The organism is Halorubrum laminariae (assembly GCF_024494655.1).
GTDB classification, from domain to species: Archaea; Halobacteriota; Halobacteria; order Halobacteriales; family Haloferacaceae; genus Halorubrum; species Halorubrum laminariae.
In genome coordinates this window covers 17,419-35,747 of record NZ_JANHDL010000007.1, presented here as the reverse complement: position 1 = coordinate 35,747, position 18,329 = coordinate 17,419, and the positions used below count along the sequence as shown (strand labels likewise).

The window sequence follows — 18,329 nt, the reverse complement described above, 5'->3', positions numbered from 1 at the left end:
CACACGGTTCGACTCGGGATAGCCGTCTAAATGTTTTCGTCCCGGTAAGCCGAGCGGCGGTGCACGATCACAAGCTCCGCGTCCGTCTGTGGTCGCAGATTTCCAGATTCACCGTCGTCGCAGGTCTTCAGAGCGCAGTTCGCCCTTCGCGTGCCACGTCCGCGGCCGAATCGCCACAGCGACTGCACTGAGATAAAACAGCAATACGGTTCCGACAACGACCGCTCCGGGTATCATCCCGACGGCGGCACTCCTCAGTACTGGCTCCGGCGAGAAAGCAGTAATACGCGCGAGCCACGCGGCGAGCAACACGGAAAACAGCGGGAGATACACCCGTCGGAGTCGGTGAGCTATCGCCTCTTCCGTACTGATTTTAAGCGTCGGTTCTCGGTAATCCTGACTCAGGGTCTCACGCCACTCCGGGTCGGGGAGTCCGGCGGACGGATCCAACCCGTACGCGAAGACGTTTTCCTGTAATTTCCGGACTCTACTCCGCCAGATGTCGTATCCCCGATACCGACGTGCCTCGATCAGCAAAAACACGGAGAGCGTCGCGATACCCATAAGCAGCATATAGTGGGGCGAATCCGGCCGTGAGAACGCCCACGTAATGATTGCAGAGATGACGAGAACGGCCCAGTTCGTCGTGCGATCGAGACGCTCGCGCCAGAACTTCATACGGTGGATCTCACCGCGGTAGAGGTGCGCCGTCGCCGAGCTCGGACCCATGTTCTCTTCCAACAGGCCCTCACCCATCTCTCTGTGTTCGGCGTCGGTCGGGTCGATCTCCTTTGCTGATGGTCGTGACATTTTGAACTGTCAGTGTTAGACCAGAATTTGGATGTCGGATTCAGCCATATCCTGAATTGCCGTTGCGGCCCCGACACCGACGGTGACACCGTCATAGAAGTCGTCTTCGTCGTAGTCCATCAGGTCTATGGTCATCTGACAGGCTTGGAACTCGACGCCCATCTGGAGCGACGTGTCGATGAGTTCCTCGATCGACGCCGTGTCGTTGTCTTCGATCTGTCGTTCCATCAGCTTCGTCGTCATACGATCCATCCCCGGGAGCGCGGCGATCACGTTTGGAACCGGCATGTTGGGATTGCCGACGGAGCTCAGCTTCAGATCCCTCGACTTCTCCTGGTGAATGATGTCCAACCCCCAGAACGTGTGGAAGACAGTCACCTCGTATCCGAACGCGGCGGCAGTGCTGGCGAGGATGAGCGGCGGGTACGCCATATCGAGGGTTCCCTTCGTCGCTATGATCGACATCTTCGGCCGTTCGTCGTCGCGTTCGGACTCGACGTGGCCGAGTCGATTCTCTAGTTCCACAATTCGCGCTTCGAGTTCTGCGCGGCTCGGGGGTTCGTCGTCAGCAGTGGCCGTTCGTGGTGCGTCCGTACTCATCGTCTCTCCGTCTTGCGAACGTAATGGGTGAAGACCTCGTCACCCTCATCTTGATCGACGAGCGCCACACCTTCGGTGGTCTCCGCCCACCCGGCGATGTCGCTCATACTTCCGGGATCCGTTGCGAGGACTTCCAGAACCGCACCCTCTCCCAGTTCGTCGATGTGCTGTTTGGTCTTGACGACCGGCATCGGGCAATTCTGTCCCTTCACGTCGAGCGTCTCGGTTATTTCGTACTTGGCCATGATATTGACTACGCTCCCCAATACTATGTCCTCCGCTAAAAGTGCATCGATAGTAAACCACAGATAATACATTATCATAATCCGTACTTTCACGCTATACGCTCCTATGCGTGATTATAATCGGGTTTCCTAAACTAGCCTTGTGTAGTAGTAGAATTACTATGCAAAGTTTTATTGGCGACTGGTTTGTAGAGAGGGATGTCCATGAGCGATGAAGGCAGTCCCGCTACCGGAGAAAATGTTGAATTGGTTACACCAGAGCGGCTGAAAGAGCGGATCGATAGCGGCGAGGACGTGTTCGTCCTCGACGTGCGCTCCGGAGACGACTTCGAGGAGTGGCACATCGAAAGCGAGAACGTCGAGATCGTGAACTATCCGTACTTCCAGTTACTGGACGGGATTCCGCGGGATCTTCTGGCGGATCTCCCCGACGAACGGAAGATAACCGTGTTGTGTGCGAAGGGCGGATCCAGCGAGATGATCGCCGAGAACCTCAGAGCGGAGGGGTTCGATGTCAACCATCTCGAACGCGGAATGAAGGGCTGGGCGCGCATCTACGAATACACCGAACTAGATGTCGATAGCGACGCGACGATCGCACAGTACCAGCGTCCGTCGAGCGGGTGTCTCGCGTATCTCGTCGTTTCCGACGGTGAAGCAGCGGTCATCGACCCGCTCCGGGCGTTCGCCGACGACTACGTCCGAGACGCTCGAACCCTCGGGGCTGAACTCACCTACGCGCTCGACACGCACATCCACGCGGATCACATCTCCGGAATCCGAGAAATCGCCGAGCGGACGGACGCGACCCCGGTCGTGCCCGCCGCCGCTGCAGCGCGTGGCGTCGCGTACGACCATCAGTACGAACCCGTCGAAGACGGCGACACGCTCACCGTCGGCGACACCGAGATCGACGTGCTCCACACGCCAGGTCACACGACGGGGATGACCGCATACAAGGTCGGGAACGTCCTGTTCACCGGCGACGGACTGTTCACCGAGAGCGTCGCCCGTCCCGATCTCGAAGACCCCGGAGCGGTAAGAGACGCTGCGAGGACGCTCTACGAGTCACTCACCGAGACGGTCCTGACCCAGCCTGACGAGACGGTTATTGCACCCGCCCACTTCAGCGAATCCGCAACGCCGAACGAAGATGGCACGTACACCGCTGTGCTCGGTGAGCTGCGAAACGCGATGGATGCGCTCTCGGTGGACGAAGCGGCGTTCGTCGAGTTCATCGTCTCGGATATGCCACCGCGCCCGGCGAACTACGAGGAGATCATCGCCGCTAACCTCGGGCAGGAATCACCCGATGACGAGGAGGCGTTCGAACTCGAACTCGGGCCGAACAACTGTGCAGCGAGCGAAACGGCGTTGACGAACTGAGATGATCGAGGGTATCCCAGTGCTTCCGCTCACCGAGTTCTTCCCGCGCGGAGTCGCCCAGTATCTCCTCGGTGGACTGCTCGTCGGGCTCGGTGTCGCGGTCATCTATCTCGCTACGGGAATCATCGCTGGTGCGAGCACGTTCCTAGAATCGACGCTATCGTACATCTCCGATGTGCCCCGGTTCAACCGATTCAAATACGTCGAGTCACGGAACTGGCGATTCGTATTCACGGCCGGTATCGTCAGCGGCGCTGCCGTGTACGCAGCCCTCTTTCAGGGCGGGATTTGGACGACAGAGGTCCAGTGGTGGCGTCTGCTCGGCGGCGGCTTTCTCGTCGGCGTCGGAACCCGCCTCGGCAAGGGGTGTACGTCGGGTCACGGCGTCTGCGGCGTCGGATCGCTCTCGAACACCTCACTCGTGAACGTTGCGACGTTCCTCGCTATTGCGATCGGAACGGCCCAACTCGTGCAGGCCGTAGGGGTGGCTCCATGAGTGGCACGAATGACCAGCGAGAGGCTTCGAAAAGTGCGACCAGAGAGGAGCGACCCGCAGGCAACCCCAAGCGCAGTCCGTTGTTTATGCCGGTGATCTACGCAGGTGGGCTGATCTTCGGGGTGGGCCTAGCGATCAGCGGCATGGCTCGTCCCGAGGTCGTGCTGGATTTCCTGCAGTTCGATGACTTCGGTCTCCTGTTCGTTATGGGTGGTGCGGCCGTCGTGACGGGCCTTGCCTTCGCCGTCGCCACGCGGTACCTCGATCGAGCACCAGTAACGGCCAGCGAGTACACGCGCCGGGTGAAAGCGTTCGACCGCAACGTCGTCGTCGGCGGGGCGATCTTCGGTGTCGGCTGGGGCGTGTCGGGGATCTGTCCGGGGGCGGCGTACGCGAGCGTCGGCATCGGGAACTATCCGATTTTGTGGGCGCTTCTCGGGATGTTCCTCGGCGCATACGCCCAAGGCTACTGGCGAGCACGTTATTCGGACACCACCGACGACGCTGCCGAATCTTCTCCCCGCTGACGGTGGGTTTATCCGCGAATTCAGCGACAAATACGATGAGCTGGCCGAGTAGACGCCGACTGACGGAAACAAACTGTAGAGGGTTCTACTACATTTTTGAATCGTGCGCGCGACACTACCGGACGAGTTTCTACTCGTAGGCTGGATGAAAGTAGAACGCCTGAACGGACGTCTCGCGCTACTCCGGCGGTTTCCAGGAGCCGTCAAGAACTGCCTTACTCTGTTCAACTATCTGATCGGTGAACTTCGTCGTGACGCGTCCCTGCGGGCTCGCTACTGCACGGTGTTTGACGGTTCCGATGACCCACGGAGAGCAGTACGATGTTTTATCGGGATTTCGCCCCGTGATCCACGCATCGCCGACTTCGTAGTTCGCTGGAAGATCGCTCGTGGTGAGTGCAGCACACACGTACTCTTCGCCGGGATACGGTAGATGCTCTGCGACCAGAGTTAACCAGAGTCGAGGGTTTGAGCCCCTTCTGAAAGGATCGGGAGCCCAGAAGACATCCCCCCTGCGATAGGCGTCACTCACGCTGTTCACGCGGGTCGACCGCGTACTCCTGCCACTCGTCGTACTCGAACGGGGTTTCTTCGTGACTTGCTGCGACTTCACTAGTGTGGTTCGTTGCAGCGTCGACACTCCGGCCGTGATCACTGATTCGCCAGTATTGTCCCCTGTGGTCTACTCTCGCGCGTTCCCGAAGCCGCACCAGCGTCGGTCCGACCGAGCCGCGCTTGACCTCGGTCGCCTCTGCGATCTCGGTCTGGGTGAACGCCTCGCTTGCACGCTCTTCGAGAAATTCGAGTATTCTGGCAGCATTCGTCTCGGGCCTCGGTTGTCCCTCATCGTTGTCGATCTCCTCAAACCGATCAGCACTGATTGGCATATCTGTACTATTTTGTATTAGATGTACTAAAGACTTCCCCGGATGCTCTCTCGGGTCCATCTGTAGACGAAGGGTTCTAAATGCCGATACGATCAAGGCTATTCTGACTCAGTACGATCGAGCGCTACAGAAACAAACCACTCTCGGCGGTCATCATTCCATGCTCCTCCTCAGCAGCAATTTCCTCACAGATAATTCCATGTTGACATCCTCCCCGCGCTGAAGCGCGAGGATTCCCACGGCACCGCGCCGCTGGGGTGGGATATTGTGGTTTGTAGCTGTCCGAATGGACAGCTACTGGCTGTGCCAATCAGCCGGTACTCCTATCCCGGTATGGGATTCGGAGTTACTTTTGACGACATCCACACCAGTCCCGCAGAAAGGGTGTTTCTGCGATGGGGTGAGGGAATCCCGATACTGTCCAATTAATCGGGCGGATAGACCGCCTCGGATACTTGTTCATGCGGTGTGTGATTACTTAAAAATATCCGTTACCCACGCCGATCAGAGCTTGTGCTGGCGGTATCGGATTCATCCCCGCGCTGAAGCGCGAGGCTTTCTCCTTGTACTTCCGTAAATATGAAATGTACGCCCGCGTCACTGCCTGACGAGTTTCTACTAGTAGGCTCCGTGGAAGAGAAACAAGCTGGAGTACAAGCATCCGGCGACCGAGCGGCTCGTAGAGCCCGGTAGATCGCCGGTTCACTCGCGCGAACGGCCGTGAGCGTGAGGCCGACGACTGAGCGGAAGGAAGTGAAGCGAAGGAGGAGTGCTTTTGGTCGAGCTTTTTGCCGAGCGAGCGACACAGTCGCTCGCGCAGCGCAAAAGATCGATGTACGCCCGCAACACTACCGGGCGACTATCTACTCGTAGGCTCTGTGAAAGTGAAAGATCGGCTGGATCCCAGTCCAGACGTTCAAGTATGGTGGCGGTGTAGTGTCGAGTATGAGCCAGGTGACAAGACGTATCGTGCAGGAACTCCACGACGAGCCACATCTCGAAGGCCGGCGGATCACCGTTCAGTTCGTCAAAGAACAGATCGAAGAACGGGGACTGGATCCGAGGACGGTCGCCGATCGTCACGATCTCGACGTGGCTGATGTCTACCGGGCGCTCACGTACTACCATGACCATCCCGAGGAGATGCGTCAGGTCGAACGCCAGCGGAAATCTGAAATCGAAGAACACGCACACCTGACAACAGACCCCGACGAAGTGCGTGAGTAATGGGGTATCGAATTCTTGCTGACGAAAACGTCGAGCAAGCGACGATCAACTATCTGCGGAAACTCGGGCACGATGTCGAACGGATCGATGATGTCGAAGCACTCGGCCTCGGTGCTGATGACGAGGAGATTGCCGTATATGGACGCGAGGCGAACCGCCTCATTCTCACTCAAGATGATGACTTTTTCACTCGGATAGCTGTCGAAGACACTGCTGGAATTCTCTTTCAGAAGGATCAGGCGCTTTCGGCCCGAGAAGTCGGGGACATCGTACACGAACTCTCCGAGTATATTGATCAGTCCGACGTGATGCTCGAATACGTTAGTCGAAACTGGCTGTGAACACCAGACCGCAACTCAAGATTTATATTATTCATAGGTGGTTCTAGTAGTACATTTGAAATGTCGCCCGCGACACTAACGTCCGGTCTCATCTCCGGCGGCGTGCCGCGTCGACCGGGAAACCCTCGTGGCGGGCGGTCGCCTGCGCGGCGACGGGCGGGTCGCGTGTGCGACCGGATGTCGCGCGCCTGGGTTCTCCGCGCGGTCATCGCTCCCATCGGGGAGTACTCGGGCGGGGACTTGAGGGCGCGCGTCCCCGGGTAGCCGCCCGAGCGATTTAAACGGTCCGTTGGGCCGGTCACTCCTCCTGCTCGGTACCGGCGACGACCACGCGCTCGCCGTCGTCCGTCTGCGGCTCCGCCACCGAGACAGGGTCGATCCCCCGACGGGAGGCGTCTATCTCGGAGAGGAGGTAGACGAGCCCGGCGAGCAGCAGGACACCGAGCGGGAGCAGCGCGAGCGGCGTCACTCGGGTGTACCCCCACACCACCAACAGGAGGACGACGACCGCCGCGACGGTGAACGCGTAGTAGATCTGGGTGCGGACGTGGTCGATCAGGTCCGCGCCAGTGAATGTCGCCGAGAGGACGGTAGTGTCGGAGATGGGCGAGCTGTGGTCGCCGAAGATGGCACCCGAGAAGATGACGCCGACCATCGCGGCCACAAGGGTGTGGCCCGCCGCGCCGCCGCCGCTCACTTCCCACGCGATCGGGATGGCGATGGGCGTGACGATCCCCATGGTCCCCCACGAGGTCCCGGTCGAGAAGGCGATGACGCCGGCGACGATGAACACCAGCGCGGGGAGGAGCGCGGGCGAAACGGTGCCGACGGTCAGCGTCGCGACGTAGTCGCCCGTACCGAGCGCGTCGATGGCCTCCCCGAGTCCCCACGCGAGCGCGAGGATGGAGACCGCGGTGAGCATGATTCCGAACCCGTCGATCGTGTACTCGGTCGCGTCGCCGACGCCGAAGATCCCGTACGCCTTCCCGAGGGCGAAGCCGCTGGCGACCATCGCGAACGATCCGATCATCAGCGCGACCTCGTAGGAGGCGTTGAGCGCAGCGTCCCACAGCTGCCCGCCGGCCGCGCCGAACTCGGCGGCGAACAGGTCGCCCGCGAATCCCGCCGGGGAGAGCTCACCGGTCCAGAGCGCGGTCGCAACCGTCACCGCGATCAGGACCGCAACGGGCACGAAGAAGTTGGCGAGTCGGGGCGTCGACGCGGGCGGTTCGCCGAGTTCGCCGGCCACGTCCTGCATTGGAACCGCTCCGTCGCGGGTGACCTTCCCGGCGGTCCACGACCGGTGTTCCGCGGTCAGCATCTCGCCGTAGTCGCGCCCCGACCCCACGATCAGAAGCACCATCACGATCGCTAAGATCGCGTACATGTTGAACGGGATCGAGGAGACAAACACCTCAAACGTGCCCGGGCGGTTCGCGGCGTCGACGCCGGCGGAATCGTACCCCTCCGAGATGAGCGACAGTTGGAACGCGACCCACGAGGAGATCCCGAGCGTCGCGACCGGGGCCGCAGTGGAGTCGACGATGTACGAGAGCTTCTCTCGGGAGATCCGGAGCCGGTCGGAGACGTCTTTCATCGCCGACCCGGCGATCGCGGTGTTGGCGTAGTCGTCGAAAAAGAGGACGATCCCGAGCCCCCACGCGACGAGCCCGGCCTTCCGTTGGGAGTCTAGTCGGTCGAGCGCCCAGTCCCGGACGGCAGCGGTTCCGCCGAGGTTCCACACCATGGCGACGCCGGATCCGAGGAGCAGGGTGAACACGACAATCGTCGCTTGGAACTCGTCTGAGATCGCCGCGACGATCCACTCGAACGTCTGGACGATCCCGAGCCCGCCGGTGACGATCACCGCCCCGGACCAGATGCCGAGGAACAGCGACAACACGGCCTTTCGGGTGATCACCGCTAACACGATCGCGAGCACCGGCGGGACGACGGACAGCAGTCCGAAGTCGGTCATTGACACGTACTGACACGGGGATGTATATAAACGTCGCGTGCTGCGGTGGCAGTGCTGCCGTGCTGTCGACGACCGGCGGAATCGGCGCGTATCCGAACGCACTTACGTCCCTGTGACTGACCCCCGTGCAATGTCTGTACGAGTCGGTATTCTCGGTGCCACCGGTGCGGTGGGGCAGCGATTCATCCAGTTGCTCGACGACCACCCGACGTTCGACCTCGCCGCGGTGACCGCGAGCTCGGAGAGCGCGGGTAAGACCTACCGCGAAGCCGCGAAATGGCGCGTGAACACGCCTATTCCGGACGATGTCGCAGGGATGGAAGTCGCTGAGACCTCGCCGGCCGGAGTCGCCGACGCCGACGTCGACCTGCTCTTCTCTTCGCTTCCCTCGAGCGTCGCGAGCGAGGTCGAACCGGACTTTCTGGAGGAGGGATATGTCGTCTCGTCGAACTCCTCGAACGACCGCATGGCCGCGGACGTGCCGCTCACCATTCCCGAGATCAACCCGGGCCACCTCGACCTGATCGAGGTCCAGCGCGACGAGCGGGGATGGGACGGAGCCTTGGTGAAGAACCCGAACTGCTCGACGATCACCATGGTTCCGACGCTGGCGGCGATCGACGAGTTCGGTCTCGAAAGCATCCACGTCTCCACCCTGCAGGCGGTCTCCGGCGCGGGCTACTCCGGCGTCACCTCGATGGAGATCATCGACAACGCCATCCCGCATATCGGCGGCGAAGAGGAGAAAATGGAGACGGAGTCCCGCAAGCTGCTCGGCGAGTTCGACGGCGCAGCGGTCCATCTCCATGACGCCGACGTGGCCGCCTCGTGTAACCGGATCCCGACGCTCGACGGCCACCTGGAGAACGTCTTCGCGGAGTTCGCCGAAGCCCCCTCCCCCGAGGACCTCCGCGAGGCGATGCGGTCGTTCGAGAGTGCGGACCTGCCGAGTTCGCCAGACCAGCTCATCAAGGTGTACGGCGACGACGAACCGGAGCGCCCGCAGCCGCGTCTCGACCGGACGTACGCCGACGGGATGGGTATCGTCGCCGGCGGCGTCCAGACCACGGACGACGGCGCGAAGTACAACTGCCTCGCCCACAATACGATCCGCGGCGCGGCCGGTGCCTCCCTGTTAAACGGCGAGCTACTCGTCGAGGAAGGCTACGTCTAGCGCCTCGGTCCGCGCGACGAACAATTGGCGATCCGGCTACCGCATCGCGCGAACGCCGAGCGCCGACGCCGAGACGCCGCCGACGGCGACGGGCATCCAGTAGACGGCCCCCCGAAACACGAGCACGGCCGCGGTGACCGTCGAGGCGGGAACGCCGGTCGTGGGGACGAGCAGCGCGACGAACGCGGCCTCGATCCCGCCGAGTCCCCCGGGGAGCGGCGTGGCACCCGCGACGTACGCCAGCGGGACGACGAAAAGCGGGATAGCCGGCGATATCTCGTGGCCGACCGCCGCGAACGCGACCGTGAGCGCCGCCGCCTGAAGCACCCACCCCGAAAGCGAGAGCCCCACGGCCGTCGCGAGTCGCCCCGGACTGGTCCCGACGCGCTCGATGTCCTCGAAGAAATTCCGGAGCCGCTCGGCGAGTCGGTCTTCGAGCGAGGCGGGATCGAACCGGTCCAGCCGACCGAGCAGCCCGGCGACGCCGGCGGGCAGACGGGCGACGACGCCTCGGCGATACCGCCACGCGAGCGCGATGACGATGACGATCGTCGTTATGAGGGCAACCGCGACCGCGACCGCGACGCTCAGGCGCTCGCCGATGGCGGTCGTCGTCGCGTGGTAGCCCACGCCGAGGAAGACGAGCGATATCGACGGAACGACGTTGAGCACGTCGACGCTCGCGATCCCCACGAGCCCCGTCTCGTAGCGCGAGCCCGACACGCGCGAGATGAGCGCCGCAGCGACCGGCTCTCCGCCGGCCTGTCCGAAGGGCGTGACGTTGTTGGCGAACACCGCGCCGGCGTACACGAGAAAGGCGGTCGGAACCGAAAGTGAGACGTCGAGCGACCCGAGCACAGTCCGGAGCATGAGGCTCCACGCGAGCAGCCAACAGAGCGCGAACCCGAAGGCTGCGGCGACCAGCCGACGGTCCGCGGCGACGAGCGTGTCGACGACGCGGCCGGCCCCCACGACGACGAAGAGAACCGCGAGGATCCCGAAGGCCGCGAGGCCACCGAGGATGATCCCGCGTCGCGGATTTCGGTCCATGACCACCCTGCGGCGCTGTCGGCCTTGAAACATCTGGTCGCGGCCGGGTTGGTGGTGTCGGGGCGGACTGTCGGAGTCGATCGGACGCGAGCGTGCGACCGTACCAATAAGAATACAACCGTCGACCGGGTACGAGCGGACAACCTATGGAAGACCAGCGGTTCCTCGAGTCGGAGTGGGATTACTGTCTGGTCCTCGACGCGTGCCGCTACGACGTGTTCGAGGACGTGTACGACGAGTACCTCGACGGCGACTTAGAGAAACGCTGGAGTATCGGCTCGTCGACGCCCGAGTGGGCCTATCGGACGTTCACCGGCGACCACGACATCGCCTACTTCTCCGGAAACCCTTTTATTAACGACCTCGGAATCCCGCTGAACGAGCTGAAGTGGGGCGCGAGCTGCGACTACGAGTGGACCGCCTCCGAGCACATCAGCGACATCCACGACGTCTGGAAGACCGGCTGGGACGACGACCTCGGAACGGTCCCGCCCGACGGGCTCGCCGAGGCGTTCCGAAACAACGCCGAGGCCGTCGAGGCTGCCGACCGGACTGTTCTCCACTACATGCAGCCGCACGCGCCGTACCTCTCGCGCGGGAAGGGACAGAAGCTCAAACAGATCCAGAAGGGGATCAAGCGGCAGGAAGAGGAAGCGGCCGCAGACGGCGACGGTGGCGGCGACGGCACGGACGACGACGGGCTCTTGTCCTCGCTCAGCGACTCGATCCGGCCGAAAATTGAGAGCCGGCTCGACGACAGCGAGTTCGCACAGAAGGCCGGGCTGTGGCTGGAACTCGACCCCGCGGATCTCGTGAAAGACGGCACCCGCGTCACCGCGCTCCGGCTGTACGAGGAGAACCTCCGGATCGCGCTCGAATCCGTGGCCGAACTCGTCGAGGAACTGGACGGGACCGTCGTCGTGACCGCCGACCACGGCGAGGCGTTCGGCGAGGAGGGCGTCTGGGAACACCACATCGAGACGCACATTCCGCCGCTGATGGAGGTCCCGTGGCTGGAAGTCGAGTGACCGGGGCCGACAGCGGAGACCCGTCTACTCCGTCGCAATGAGGGTCAGTCACTACTTCGAGTTCGAAGACCGGATCACCGGCGGGATCGCAGAGTCCGTGGCCCACCAGCGGACGATGCTCGACCGCGTTGACATCGAGTACACGACGGAGCCGACGCTCGACGCCGACGTGCTCCACTGCAACCTGATGGGGCCCCGATCGGTGTGGTACGCGAAGCGCGCCCGCGACCGCGGCGTGCCGGTGGTTGCACACACTCACGTCACCGCGGAGGACTTCGGCGACAGCTTCCGCTTTACCAACGCGCTCGCGAAGCCGCTCAAACCGTATCTCAGTCGGGCGTACGGGCTCGCGGACGCGCTCGTGTGCCCCTCCGAGTACAACGAGAGAGTGATCGCCGACTATACCGACGCGCCGACGACCGTGATATCGAACGGCGTCGACCGCGAGAAGCTCGACGGGTTCGAGTCGCTCGAGGCCGAGTACCGCGAGCGATACGGTCTCGATCCGCCGACCGTCTTCCTCGTCGGTCACGTGATCAAGCGGAAGGGATTGGAGACGTTCGTCGACCTCGCCCGCGAGCTTCCCGACATCGACTTCGCGTGGTTCGGCCCCCTCGACCTGTCGTTGAAGGGGCGAGAGACGACCCGGCTCATCGAGGAATCGCCGGAGAACTGCACGTTTACTGGATACATCGACGACGTTCGCGGGGCGTTCGCCGCGGGCGACGTGTTCCTGTTCCCCACCCACGAGGAAAACGAGGGAATCGCGCTGCTGGAGGCGATGACCGCCGGAAAAGCCGTCGTGGTCCGCGACATCGAGACGTTCGACTGGCTCGAAGACGGCACGGACTGTCTGAAAGTCTCTACGGCAGAAACGGACGCAGACGGGGAGATAGCGGCGTTTGCCGACGCTCTTCGCCGTCTCCGGGATCCGGATCTCCGTGAACAGTTGGGTGCGAACGCGGCGGCCCGGAGCGAGGCGTTCTCGCTCGACGCGATCGCCGAGCGCTACCGCTCGCTGTACGAGCGAGTGGCGTAGGCGCGGCACGTCACGGGCGACCCGCGAGACGTCGGGGACCCGAGGGCGCGCGACCCGACGGAGCGACCAATCGCGGTCGGCATCGCCGTTCACCGAAACCGCAGTTGGTATGAGCCTGAACCTGCTCTCTACAGCCAACATGACACGCGTGAGCGTTATCGGCTGTGGTAACATGGGGGGTGCTTTCCTCCGCGGACTCGCCCGGACCGACGCATATCACCTGACCGCGATCGATCTCGACCCGGAGGCGCGCGAAAGCGTCGCGGACGCGGCCGACGAGACGACGGACGACGCCGACGCCGGCACGGAGGAAGCCGATATCGTCGTCCTCGCGGTGAAGCCCGACATCGCCGAGCCGGTGCTCGCCGATCTCGACCTCTCCGCGGACCAGCAGCTCGTCACGCTGGCGGCGGGACTCCCCCGGGAGTTCGTGGCCGAGCGGACGGCGGCGTCGGTGGTCCGGATCATGCCCAACCTCGCGGCCGAGACCGGCGACATGGCCGCGGCGGCGACGACGGACGGCCTCACGGACGAGGTCAGGGAGTTGCTCGGCGACCTCGGCGAGTTCGTCGAGGTGGACGAGTCGCTGATGGACGTCGCGACGGCGGTCAACGGGAGTGGCCCCGCGTTCGCGTTCTACCTCATCGACGCGATGAAACGGGGCGGCGTCGACGGCGGCCTCGAACCGGAACAGGCCGAGACGCTGGCCGCGCAGACGTTCAAGGGGGCCGCGGAGACCGTCCTCCGCGACGACCGGAGCGTCGACGAGCTGATCGACGCGGTCTGCTCGCCCAACGGGACGACTATCGAGGGGATGGAGGTGCTCTGGGACAGCGACGCCGACGCGGCGGTCGCGGACGCGGTGGCGGCGGCCGAAGAGCGTTCACGCGAGCTCGCGGAGGCGTTCGATGACGAGTGAGACGACCGAAAAGACGACGACGGCAACGGTCGAGTCGCTCGACGGAGACGTCGTCGAACGTGCACGCGAGCGGGCCGCGGCGGCCGACCGCGTCGTAGTGAAGGTTGGGACAAACTCCCTGACCGACGACGAATCGAAGCTCGACCGGGTCAAACTGGACAAGTTAGTCGGCGACGTGATGGACTTACGGCGCGAGGGCAAAGACGTCGTGCTGGTCTCCTCCGGCTCGGTCGGTGCCGGCATCGGTCACCTCGAACAGACGCACCTCGACCGCGACAGCGACGAGATAGAGGAGAGTCAGGCGCTCTCGACGGTCGGACAGAGCCTCCTGATGCGACACTACACGCAGAGTTTCGACCGCTTCGACCAGTCGGTCGCACAGATACTGGTGACTGGCAAGGACCTCGACAGTCCCGAGCGGCTACGGAACTTCGAGAACACCGTCGAGACCCTGCTGGAGTGGGGAGTCGTTCCCGTGATCAACGAGAACGACGCGGTGGCGACCGACGAGCTGCGGATCGGCGACAACGACATGCTGTCGGCCTCGGTCGCGCTGGCGCTCGGCGTCGACCTGCTCGTCACGCTGACCGACGTGGCCGGCGTGTACACGGGGAACCCGAAACGCGACCCCGACGCGTCGGTGATCGAGGCGGTGGGATCGAACTACGACGACGTGCGATCGATTATCGGCGACAGCACGACCACCGATTTCGGCGGGATACAGACGAAAGTCGAGGGGGCGCGCGACGTGGCCAAGAGCGGTCGCCCCGCGATCATCGCCGGGTCGGCCGAACCCGATGTCCTCGCGCGGATCGCAGCCGGTAAATCCGCTGGAACGCTATTCGTCCCACCCACCGGTGAGACTGATGAGTGACACGACAGCGGTCGAGCGCGACACAGACGAACTGGTCCGAGACTCGCAGCGCGCCGCGTTGGGTCTCGCGAACGCGGACGAGGCGGTGCGCAACGACGCGCTCCGGGCAATCGCGGATGCGCTTCGCGACAACGAATCGGCGATCCTCGACGCGAACGCCAGCGACGTGTCGGCCGCCGAGGACCTGCTCGAAGAAGGCGAGTACACGCAGGCGCTCGTCGACCGGCTGAAACTCGACGCGGCGAAAATCGAGGATATCGCTGAGATGGTCGAGTCGGTTGCCGAACAGGACGGCCCGCTCGGACGGACCCTCGCGGCCCGCGAACTCGACGAGGGCCTCGATCTGTATCGGGTGTCGGTTCCGCTCGGCGTCGTGGCCACGGTGTTTGAGTCGCGGCCAGACGCGTTGGTCCAGATCGCGGCGCTCGCGTTGAAGTCCGGGAACGCGGTCATCCTCAAGGGCGGCAGCGAGGCGAGCGAGTCGAACCGGATCCTCCACCGCGTGATCCGCGAGGCGACCGCGGGGATAGCCGACATCCCCGACGGGTGGGCGGGGCTCGTCGAGGCGCACGAGGAGGTCGACCGGCTCCTCGAACTCGACGACCAGATCGATCTCGTGATGCCGCGGGGCTCCTCGGAATTCGTCTCGTACATCCAAGACACCACCCAGATCCCGGTTCTCGGGCACACCGAGGGGATCTGTCACGTCTACGTCGACGAGGCGGCCGACCTGGAGATGGCCGAGGACGTGGCGTTCGACGCGAAGGTCCAGTATCCGGCGGTGTGTAACGCGGTCGAGACGCTGCTCGTGAACGAGTCGGTCGCAGCCGAGTTCCTCCCCGGCCTCGTCGAGCGATACGAGGACGCGGGAGTCGAACTCCGAGGCGACGCGGCGGTTCGAGAAATCGTCGACGTGGGAGCGGCGACCGACGACGACTGGGACACCGAGTACGGCGATCTGGAGCTGTCGATTGCCGTCGTCGACGACGTGTTCGCGGCCGTCGACCACGTCAACGAACACGGCTCGAAGCACACGGAGTCGATCGTCACCGAGGACCTCGACGCCGCCGAGGCGTTCATGACCGGGATCGACGCCGCCAGCGTCTTCCACAACGCCTCGACGCGGTTCGCCGACGGCTACCGGTACGGACTGGGGGCCGAGGTCGGCATCTCGACGGGGAAGGTCCACGCCCGCGGCCCGGTCGGGCTGGAGGGGCTGACGACGTACAAGTACTACCTCGAAGGCGACGGGCACCTCGTCGCGAGCTACTCCGGCGAGGACGCGCTCCCGTACACGCACCGCGAACTCGACGCCGAGTGGACGCCGGGCGAACGGTAGGTCGTCGGTAGGCCGTCGCGGCGACGAAAGCGCAAAGACGCCGGGACGACACCACGAGGTATGCGACTCGAGGATTACTGGGGGATCGGACCGAAGACGAGCGAGCAGCTCGCCGGCTCCCTCGGCACCGAGCGGGCGATCGAGGCGGTCGAGTCGGCTGACGTGCGCGCGCTCGTCGACGCCGGACTCCACCGCGGCCGTGCGACGCGGATCCTCCGCCGGGCGAACGGCGAGTCGGGGATGGACGTGCTCGCGACGAGCGACACGCGCTCCGTGTATGACGACCTCCTCGCGCTGGCGGCCCGCGAGGCGGTGACGGCACACGCCGCTGATCGGATCCGAGTGCTGACGCCGCTCGCCGACCGCGACGCCGTCGACTCCCGGCTCGACGACGTGATGGCCGCGAGAGAGACGTGGACCGTGCTCGACGATGCGGAGCGCGAGCGCGTCGTCGCGGCGTTCGACGCGTACGACGACGCCGACGGGGCCGACCGCGCCGCGGTCGAGACAGCGATCGCCCTGCGCGAGGTCGGTGTCGATTCGGGACCGTTCGCGGCGATCGGCGACCTCGACGGCGAGACGCTCCGCGACGCAGCCGACGCGCTCGCCGACGTTCGGGGCGCGATCGGCGGTCCCGACGCCGACATCGACGTGGCTCGGGGTGCGGACGACGAACTTGACCGGCGACGCGACCAGCTCGCTGCCGCGCGCGAGCTCTCGAACGCCGCGTTCGACGTACTGGAGGCGGTTCGAGACGGCTCTCTGCGGGACTTCGAGGCCTTGCAGTCGGCGACGATCGACCACGTCGCCACGGAGACCGGCGTCGACCGGGCGACGGTGCGGGCGGCCGCGCCGTCCGACGCGCTCGACGCTGCCGACTTCGTCTCCGCCACGCTCCGCGACCTCGAAGCGGAACTGGAGGCGGCCGTCGACGAGCGCGAGGCGACCGTGGCCGGCGACATCCGAGCGCGGATCGGCGCAGAGTCGATCGGCGGCAGCGACGGCAGCGTCGGTTCTGACGACAGCGACGACAGCGACGACAGCGACGACCACGGCGAGGCCGAAAGCGACGTGGCCCGCGCCGCAGGAGCGGTCGCAGACGCCGCATTTCTGTTGTCGCTCGGGCGGTTCGCAGCCGATCGGGACCTCGTTCGGCCGCAGATCGTCGACGACGGGATCGCGATTCGAAACGCCCGGAACCTCTTCGTCTCCGGTGACGTGCAGCCGGTGTCGTACGGGATCGGAACCCACTCGCTCGCGGAGGACGCCGGCGTCGCGAAGGGGGACGCGCCCCCGAGCGGCGACCGGGTGAGCGTGCTCACGGGGGCGAATTCCGGCGGGAAGACGACCCTGCTCGAAACGCTGTGTGCGGTGGCGCTGCTCGCGTCGATGGGGCTTCCGGTGCCCGCGGACGCGGCCGAAGTCGGCTCGTTCGACCGAATCGTCTTCCACCGGCGGCACGCCTCGTTCAACGCCGGCGTGCTGGAGTCGACGCTGAAGTCCGTGGTCCCCCCGCTCGTCGAGGACGGGCGGACGCTCATGCTCGTCGACGAGTTTGAAGCAATCACGGAGCCGGGGCGCGCCGCCGACCTCCTGAACGGTCTCGTCACGCTCACCGTCGACCGCGGCGCGCTCGGCGTGTACGTGACGCACCTCGCGGAGGACCTGAGCCCGCTGCCCGAGGCCGCGCGGATCGACGGCATCTTCGCGGAGGGGCTCACCGGCGACCTCGCCTTGCGTGTCGACTACCAGCCGCGGTTCGGCACCGTCGGGAAGTCGACGCCCGAGTTCATCGTCTCGCGGCTCGTCGCGAACGCGAGCGACCGCGGGGTCCGTGCGGGGTTCGAGCACCTCGCCGGGGCCGTCGGCGAGGAGGCGGTCCAGCGAACGCTCTCCGACGCCGAGTGGTCGGAGGGCGACAACTGAGCATGACCGGCGACACCGCAGACCCGACCCGCATCCGGTCGATCGCCGTCCACCGCGAGGACGTGGCGAACGCCCTCGAAGCGACGCTCCGGACCGACCGCGAGGTCGTCCTGCGGGTGACCCCGCCCTTCTCCGGGCGGATGCGAGCGCGACTGCACGCCGTTGACGCGGCGGAATCACGGAGAAACGCGACGGCTTCGGCCGCCGAGTCGGATGCCATTCACGTCGACCCTCGCGACCTCGTTGCGGACCTACCGGCGTACCCCGAGGTCGACGAGACGGCCGCAGATCATCCGGATGCCAACGTGGAAACCCGACGGCGACGCCACGGCGAGGCGGTCGAAGCGTGGCGCGAACGCGTGCGCGGGTCGATCGCCGACGCGGTGACGCTCGATGTCGACGGCGCGAGCGATTCCGAGGCGAGCGACGAGGTCGACGTGACCGCGCTCGGCTGAAAATAGGGTGTGAGACGATCGCTCGGGA

The 18,329-nt window shown here is 64.5% G+C and carries 19 protein-coding genes; 13 read left to right on the top strand and 6 right to left on the bottom strand.

Annotation, left to right across the window (positions count from 1 at the left end; genetic code table 11):
- Window positions 1-108 precede the first annotated feature (108 nt).
- From NO887_RS12445 to NO887_RS12435, 3 genes are read right to left on the bottom strand one after another with little or no spacing between them, the layout of a single operon-like run.
- Complete coding sequence (locus tag NO887_RS12445; protein WP_256418613.1) at window positions 109-810, bottom strand: DUF2270 domain-containing protein; 702 nt, start codon at window positions 808-810, stop codon at window positions 109-111.
- Window positions 811-825: 15 nt separating this feature from the next.
- The gene (locus tag NO887_RS12440) at window positions 826-1,410 is read right to left on the bottom strand and encodes a DsrE/DsrF/DrsH-like family protein (protein WP_256418612.1); all 585 of its coding nucleotides are present in this window, start codon (window positions 1,408-1,410) and stop codon (window positions 826-828) included.
- Entirely contained in the window at window positions 1,407-1,655 is a 249-nt protein-coding gene (locus NO887_RS12435) for a sulfurtransferase TusA family protein (protein WP_303652328.1), read from the bottom strand. Before NO887_RS12435 ends, NO887_RS12440 begins: the two co-directional genes overlap by 4 nt.
- Before the next feature lie 204 nt (window positions 1,656-1,859).
- Here NO887_RS12435 and NO887_RS12430 point away from each other — a divergent pair, with 204 nt between their 5' ends.
- The 3 genes from NO887_RS12430 (at window position 1,860) to NO887_RS12420 (ending at window position 4,064) form a co-directional block, all read left to right on the top strand.
- A complete protein-coding gene (locus NO887_RS12430) occupies window positions 1,860-3,041 on the top strand; it encodes an MBL fold metallo-hydrolase (protein ID WP_256418611.1) in 1,182 nt (393 codons plus the stop codon).
- 1 nt (window position 3,042) lies between these two features.
- A complete protein-coding gene (locus tag NO887_RS12425; protein WP_256418610.1) occupies window positions 3,043-3,537 on the top strand; it encodes a YeeE/YedE family protein in 495 nt (164 codons plus the stop codon).
- Window positions 3,538-3,623: 86 nt separating this feature from the next.
- Window positions 3,624-4,064, top strand: a complete 441-nt coding sequence (locus NO887_RS12420) for a YeeE/YedE family protein (protein WP_256418705.1) — start codon at window positions 3,624-3,626, stop codon at window positions 4,062-4,064.
- Window positions 4,065-4,588: 524 nt separating this feature from the next.
- Here NO887_RS12420 and NO887_RS12415 read toward each other — a convergent pair.
- Window positions 4,589-4,951: a MarR family transcriptional regulator gene (locus tag NO887_RS12415; protein ID WP_256418609.1), complete on the bottom strand. Its 363-nt coding sequence runs from the start codon at window positions 4,949-4,951 to the stop codon at window positions 4,589-4,591.
- A gap of 945 nt (window positions 4,952-5,896) precedes the next feature.
- Here NO887_RS12415 and NO887_RS12410 point away from each other — a divergent pair.
- Together NO887_RS12410 and NO887_RS12405 are read left to right on the top strand one after the other, a co-directional pair.
- A complete protein-coding gene (locus tag NO887_RS12410; RefSeq protein WP_256418608.1) occupies window positions 5,897-6,178 on the top strand; it encodes a DUF433 domain-containing protein in 282 nt (93 codons plus the stop codon).
- Window positions 6,178-6,519, top strand: coding sequence for a DUF5615 family PIN-like protein (locus NO887_RS12405; RefSeq protein ID WP_256418607.1), 342 nt, complete (start codon window positions 6,178-6,180; stop codon window positions 6,517-6,519). The genes NO887_RS12410 and NO887_RS12405 overlap by 1 nt, the downstream gene beginning before the upstream one ends.
- Before the next feature lie 298 nt (window positions 6,520-6,817).
- Here NO887_RS12405 and NO887_RS12400 read toward each other — a convergent pair whose 3' ends face one another.
- Entirely contained in the window at window positions 6,818-8,497 is a 1,680-nt protein-coding gene (locus NO887_RS12400) for a Na+/H+ antiporter NhaC family protein (RefSeq protein WP_256418606.1), read from the bottom strand.
- Between the two features lie 130 nt (window positions 8,498-8,627).
- On the opposite strand from NO887_RS12400, the gene asd reads away from it, so the two are divergent.
- Window positions 8,628-9,671 carry an aspartate-semialdehyde dehydrogenase gene (gene asd, locus NO887_RS12395; protein ID WP_256418605.1) on the top strand — a complete coding sequence of 348 codons (1,044 nt, stop codon included), beginning with the start codon at window positions 8,628-8,630 and terminating at the stop codon, window positions 9,669-9,671.
- 36 nt (window positions 9,672-9,707) lie between these two features.
- Here asd and NO887_RS12390 read toward each other — a convergent pair whose 3' ends face one another.
- The gene (locus NO887_RS12390) at window positions 9,708-10,721 is read right to left on the bottom strand and encodes a lysylphosphatidylglycerol synthase transmembrane domain-containing protein (protein ID WP_256418604.1); all 1,014 of its coding nucleotides are present in this window, start codon (window positions 10,719-10,721) and stop codon (window positions 9,708-9,710) included.
- Between the two features lie 146 nt (window positions 10,722-10,867).
- Here NO887_RS12390 and NO887_RS12385 point away from each other — a divergent pair, with 146 nt between their 5' ends.
- From NO887_RS12385 to NO887_RS12355, 7 genes are all read left to right on the top strand, one after another.
- Window positions 10,868-11,749: a hypothetical protein gene (locus tag NO887_RS12385; RefSeq protein WP_256418603.1), complete on the top strand. Its 882-nt coding sequence runs from the start codon at window positions 10,868-10,870 to the stop codon at window positions 11,747-11,749.
- A 37-nt stretch (window positions 11,750-11,786) separates the two neighbouring features.
- Entirely contained in the window at window positions 11,787-12,788 is a 1,002-nt protein-coding gene (locus tag NO887_RS12380) for a glycosyltransferase family 4 protein (RefSeq protein ID WP_256418602.1), read from the top strand.
- Between the two features lie 139 nt (window positions 12,789-12,927).
- Window positions 12,928-13,707, top strand: coding sequence for a pyrroline-5-carboxylate reductase (gene proC / locus NO887_RS12375; RefSeq protein WP_256418704.1), 780 nt, complete (start codon window positions 12,928-12,930; stop codon window positions 13,705-13,707).
- On the top strand, window positions 13,697-14,581 hold the full coding sequence (proB, locus tag NO887_RS12370; RefSeq protein WP_256418601.1) for a glutamate 5-kinase: 885 nt from the start codon (window positions 13,697-13,699) through the stop codon (window positions 14,579-14,581). Before proC ends, proB begins: the two co-directional genes overlap by 11 nt.
- Complete coding sequence (locus NO887_RS12365; RefSeq protein ID WP_256418600.1) at window positions 14,574-15,920, top strand: glutamate-5-semialdehyde dehydrogenase; 1,347 nt, start codon at window positions 14,574-14,576, stop codon at window positions 15,918-15,920. The genes proB and NO887_RS12365 overlap by 8 nt, the downstream gene beginning before the upstream one ends.
- Window positions 15,921-15,980: 60 nt before the next feature.
- Window positions 15,981-17,846, top strand: a complete 1,866-nt coding sequence (locus tag NO887_RS12360) for a MutS-related protein (protein WP_256418599.1) — start codon at window positions 15,981-15,983, stop codon at window positions 17,844-17,846.
- A 2-nt stretch (window positions 17,847-17,848) separates the two neighbouring features.
- Complete coding sequence (locus NO887_RS12355) at window positions 17,849-18,301, top strand: DUF8009 family protein (RefSeq protein ID WP_256418598.1); 453 nt, start codon at window positions 17,849-17,851, stop codon at window positions 18,299-18,301.
- Window positions 18,302-18,329: the final 28 nt, after the last annotated feature.

Coding starts and splice junctions, on each gene's coding strand:
- NO887_RS12445 (WP_256418613.1), bottom strand. CDS start 810: ATGTCACGACCATCAGCAAAGGAGATCGACCCGACCGACGCCGAACAC.
- NO887_RS12440 (WP_256418612.1), bottom strand. CDS start 1,410: ATGAGTACGGACGCACCACGAACGGCCACTGCTGACGACGAACCCCCG.
- NO887_RS12435 (WP_303652328.1), bottom strand. CDS start 1,655: ATGGCCAAGTACGAAATAACCGAGACGCTCGACGTGAAGGGACAGAAT.
- NO887_RS12430 (WP_256418611.1), top strand. CDS start 1,860: ATGAGCGATGAAGGCAGTCCCGCTACCGGAGAAAATGTTGAATTGGTT.
- NO887_RS12425 (WP_256418610.1), top strand. CDS start 3,043: ATGATCGAGGGTATCCCAGTGCTTCCGCTCACCGAGTTCTTCCCGCGC.
- NO887_RS12420 (WP_256418705.1), top strand. CDS start 3,624: ATGCCGGTGATCTACGCAGGTGGGCTGATCTTCGGGGTGGGCCTAGCG.
- NO887_RS12415 (WP_256418609.1), bottom strand. CDS start 4,951: ATGCCAATCAGTGCTGATCGGTTTGAGGAGATCGACAACGATGAGGGA.
- NO887_RS12410 (WP_256418608.1), top strand. CDS start 5,897: ATGAGCCAGGTGACAAGACGTATCGTGCAGGAACTCCACGACGAGCCA.
- NO887_RS12405 (WP_256418607.1), top strand. CDS start 6,178: ATGGGGTATCGAATTCTTGCTGACGAAAACGTCGAGCAAGCGACGATC.
- NO887_RS12400 (WP_256418606.1), bottom strand. CDS start 8,497: ATGACCGACTTCGGACTGCTGTCCGTCGTCCCGCCGGTGCTCGCGATC.
- asd (WP_256418605.1), top strand. CDS start 8,628: ATGTCTGTACGAGTCGGTATTCTCGGTGCCACCGGTGCGGTGGGGCAG.
- NO887_RS12390 (WP_256418604.1), bottom strand. CDS start 10,721: ATGGACCGAAATCCGCGACGCGGGATCATCCTCGGTGGCCTCGCGGCC.
- NO887_RS12385 (WP_256418603.1), top strand. CDS start 10,868: ATGGAAGACCAGCGGTTCCTCGAGTCGGAGTGGGATTACTGTCTGGTC.
- NO887_RS12380 (WP_256418602.1), top strand. CDS start 11,787: ATGAGGGTCAGTCACTACTTCGAGTTCGAAGACCGGATCACCGGCGGG.
- proC (WP_256418704.1), top strand. CDS start 12,928: ATGACACGCGTGAGCGTTATCGGCTGTGGTAACATGGGGGGTGCTTTC.
- proB (WP_256418601.1), top strand. CDS start 13,697: ATGACGAGTGAGACGACCGAAAAGACGACGACGGCAACGGTCGAGTCG.
- NO887_RS12365 (WP_256418600.1), top strand. CDS start 14,574: ATGAGTGACACGACAGCGGTCGAGCGCGACACAGACGAACTGGTCCGA.
- NO887_RS12360 (WP_256418599.1), top strand. CDS start 15,981: ATGCGACTCGAGGATTACTGGGGGATCGGACCGAAGACGAGCGAGCAG.
- NO887_RS12355 (WP_256418598.1), top strand. CDS start 17,849: ATGACCGGCGACACCGCAGACCCGACCCGCATCCGGTCGATCGCCGTC.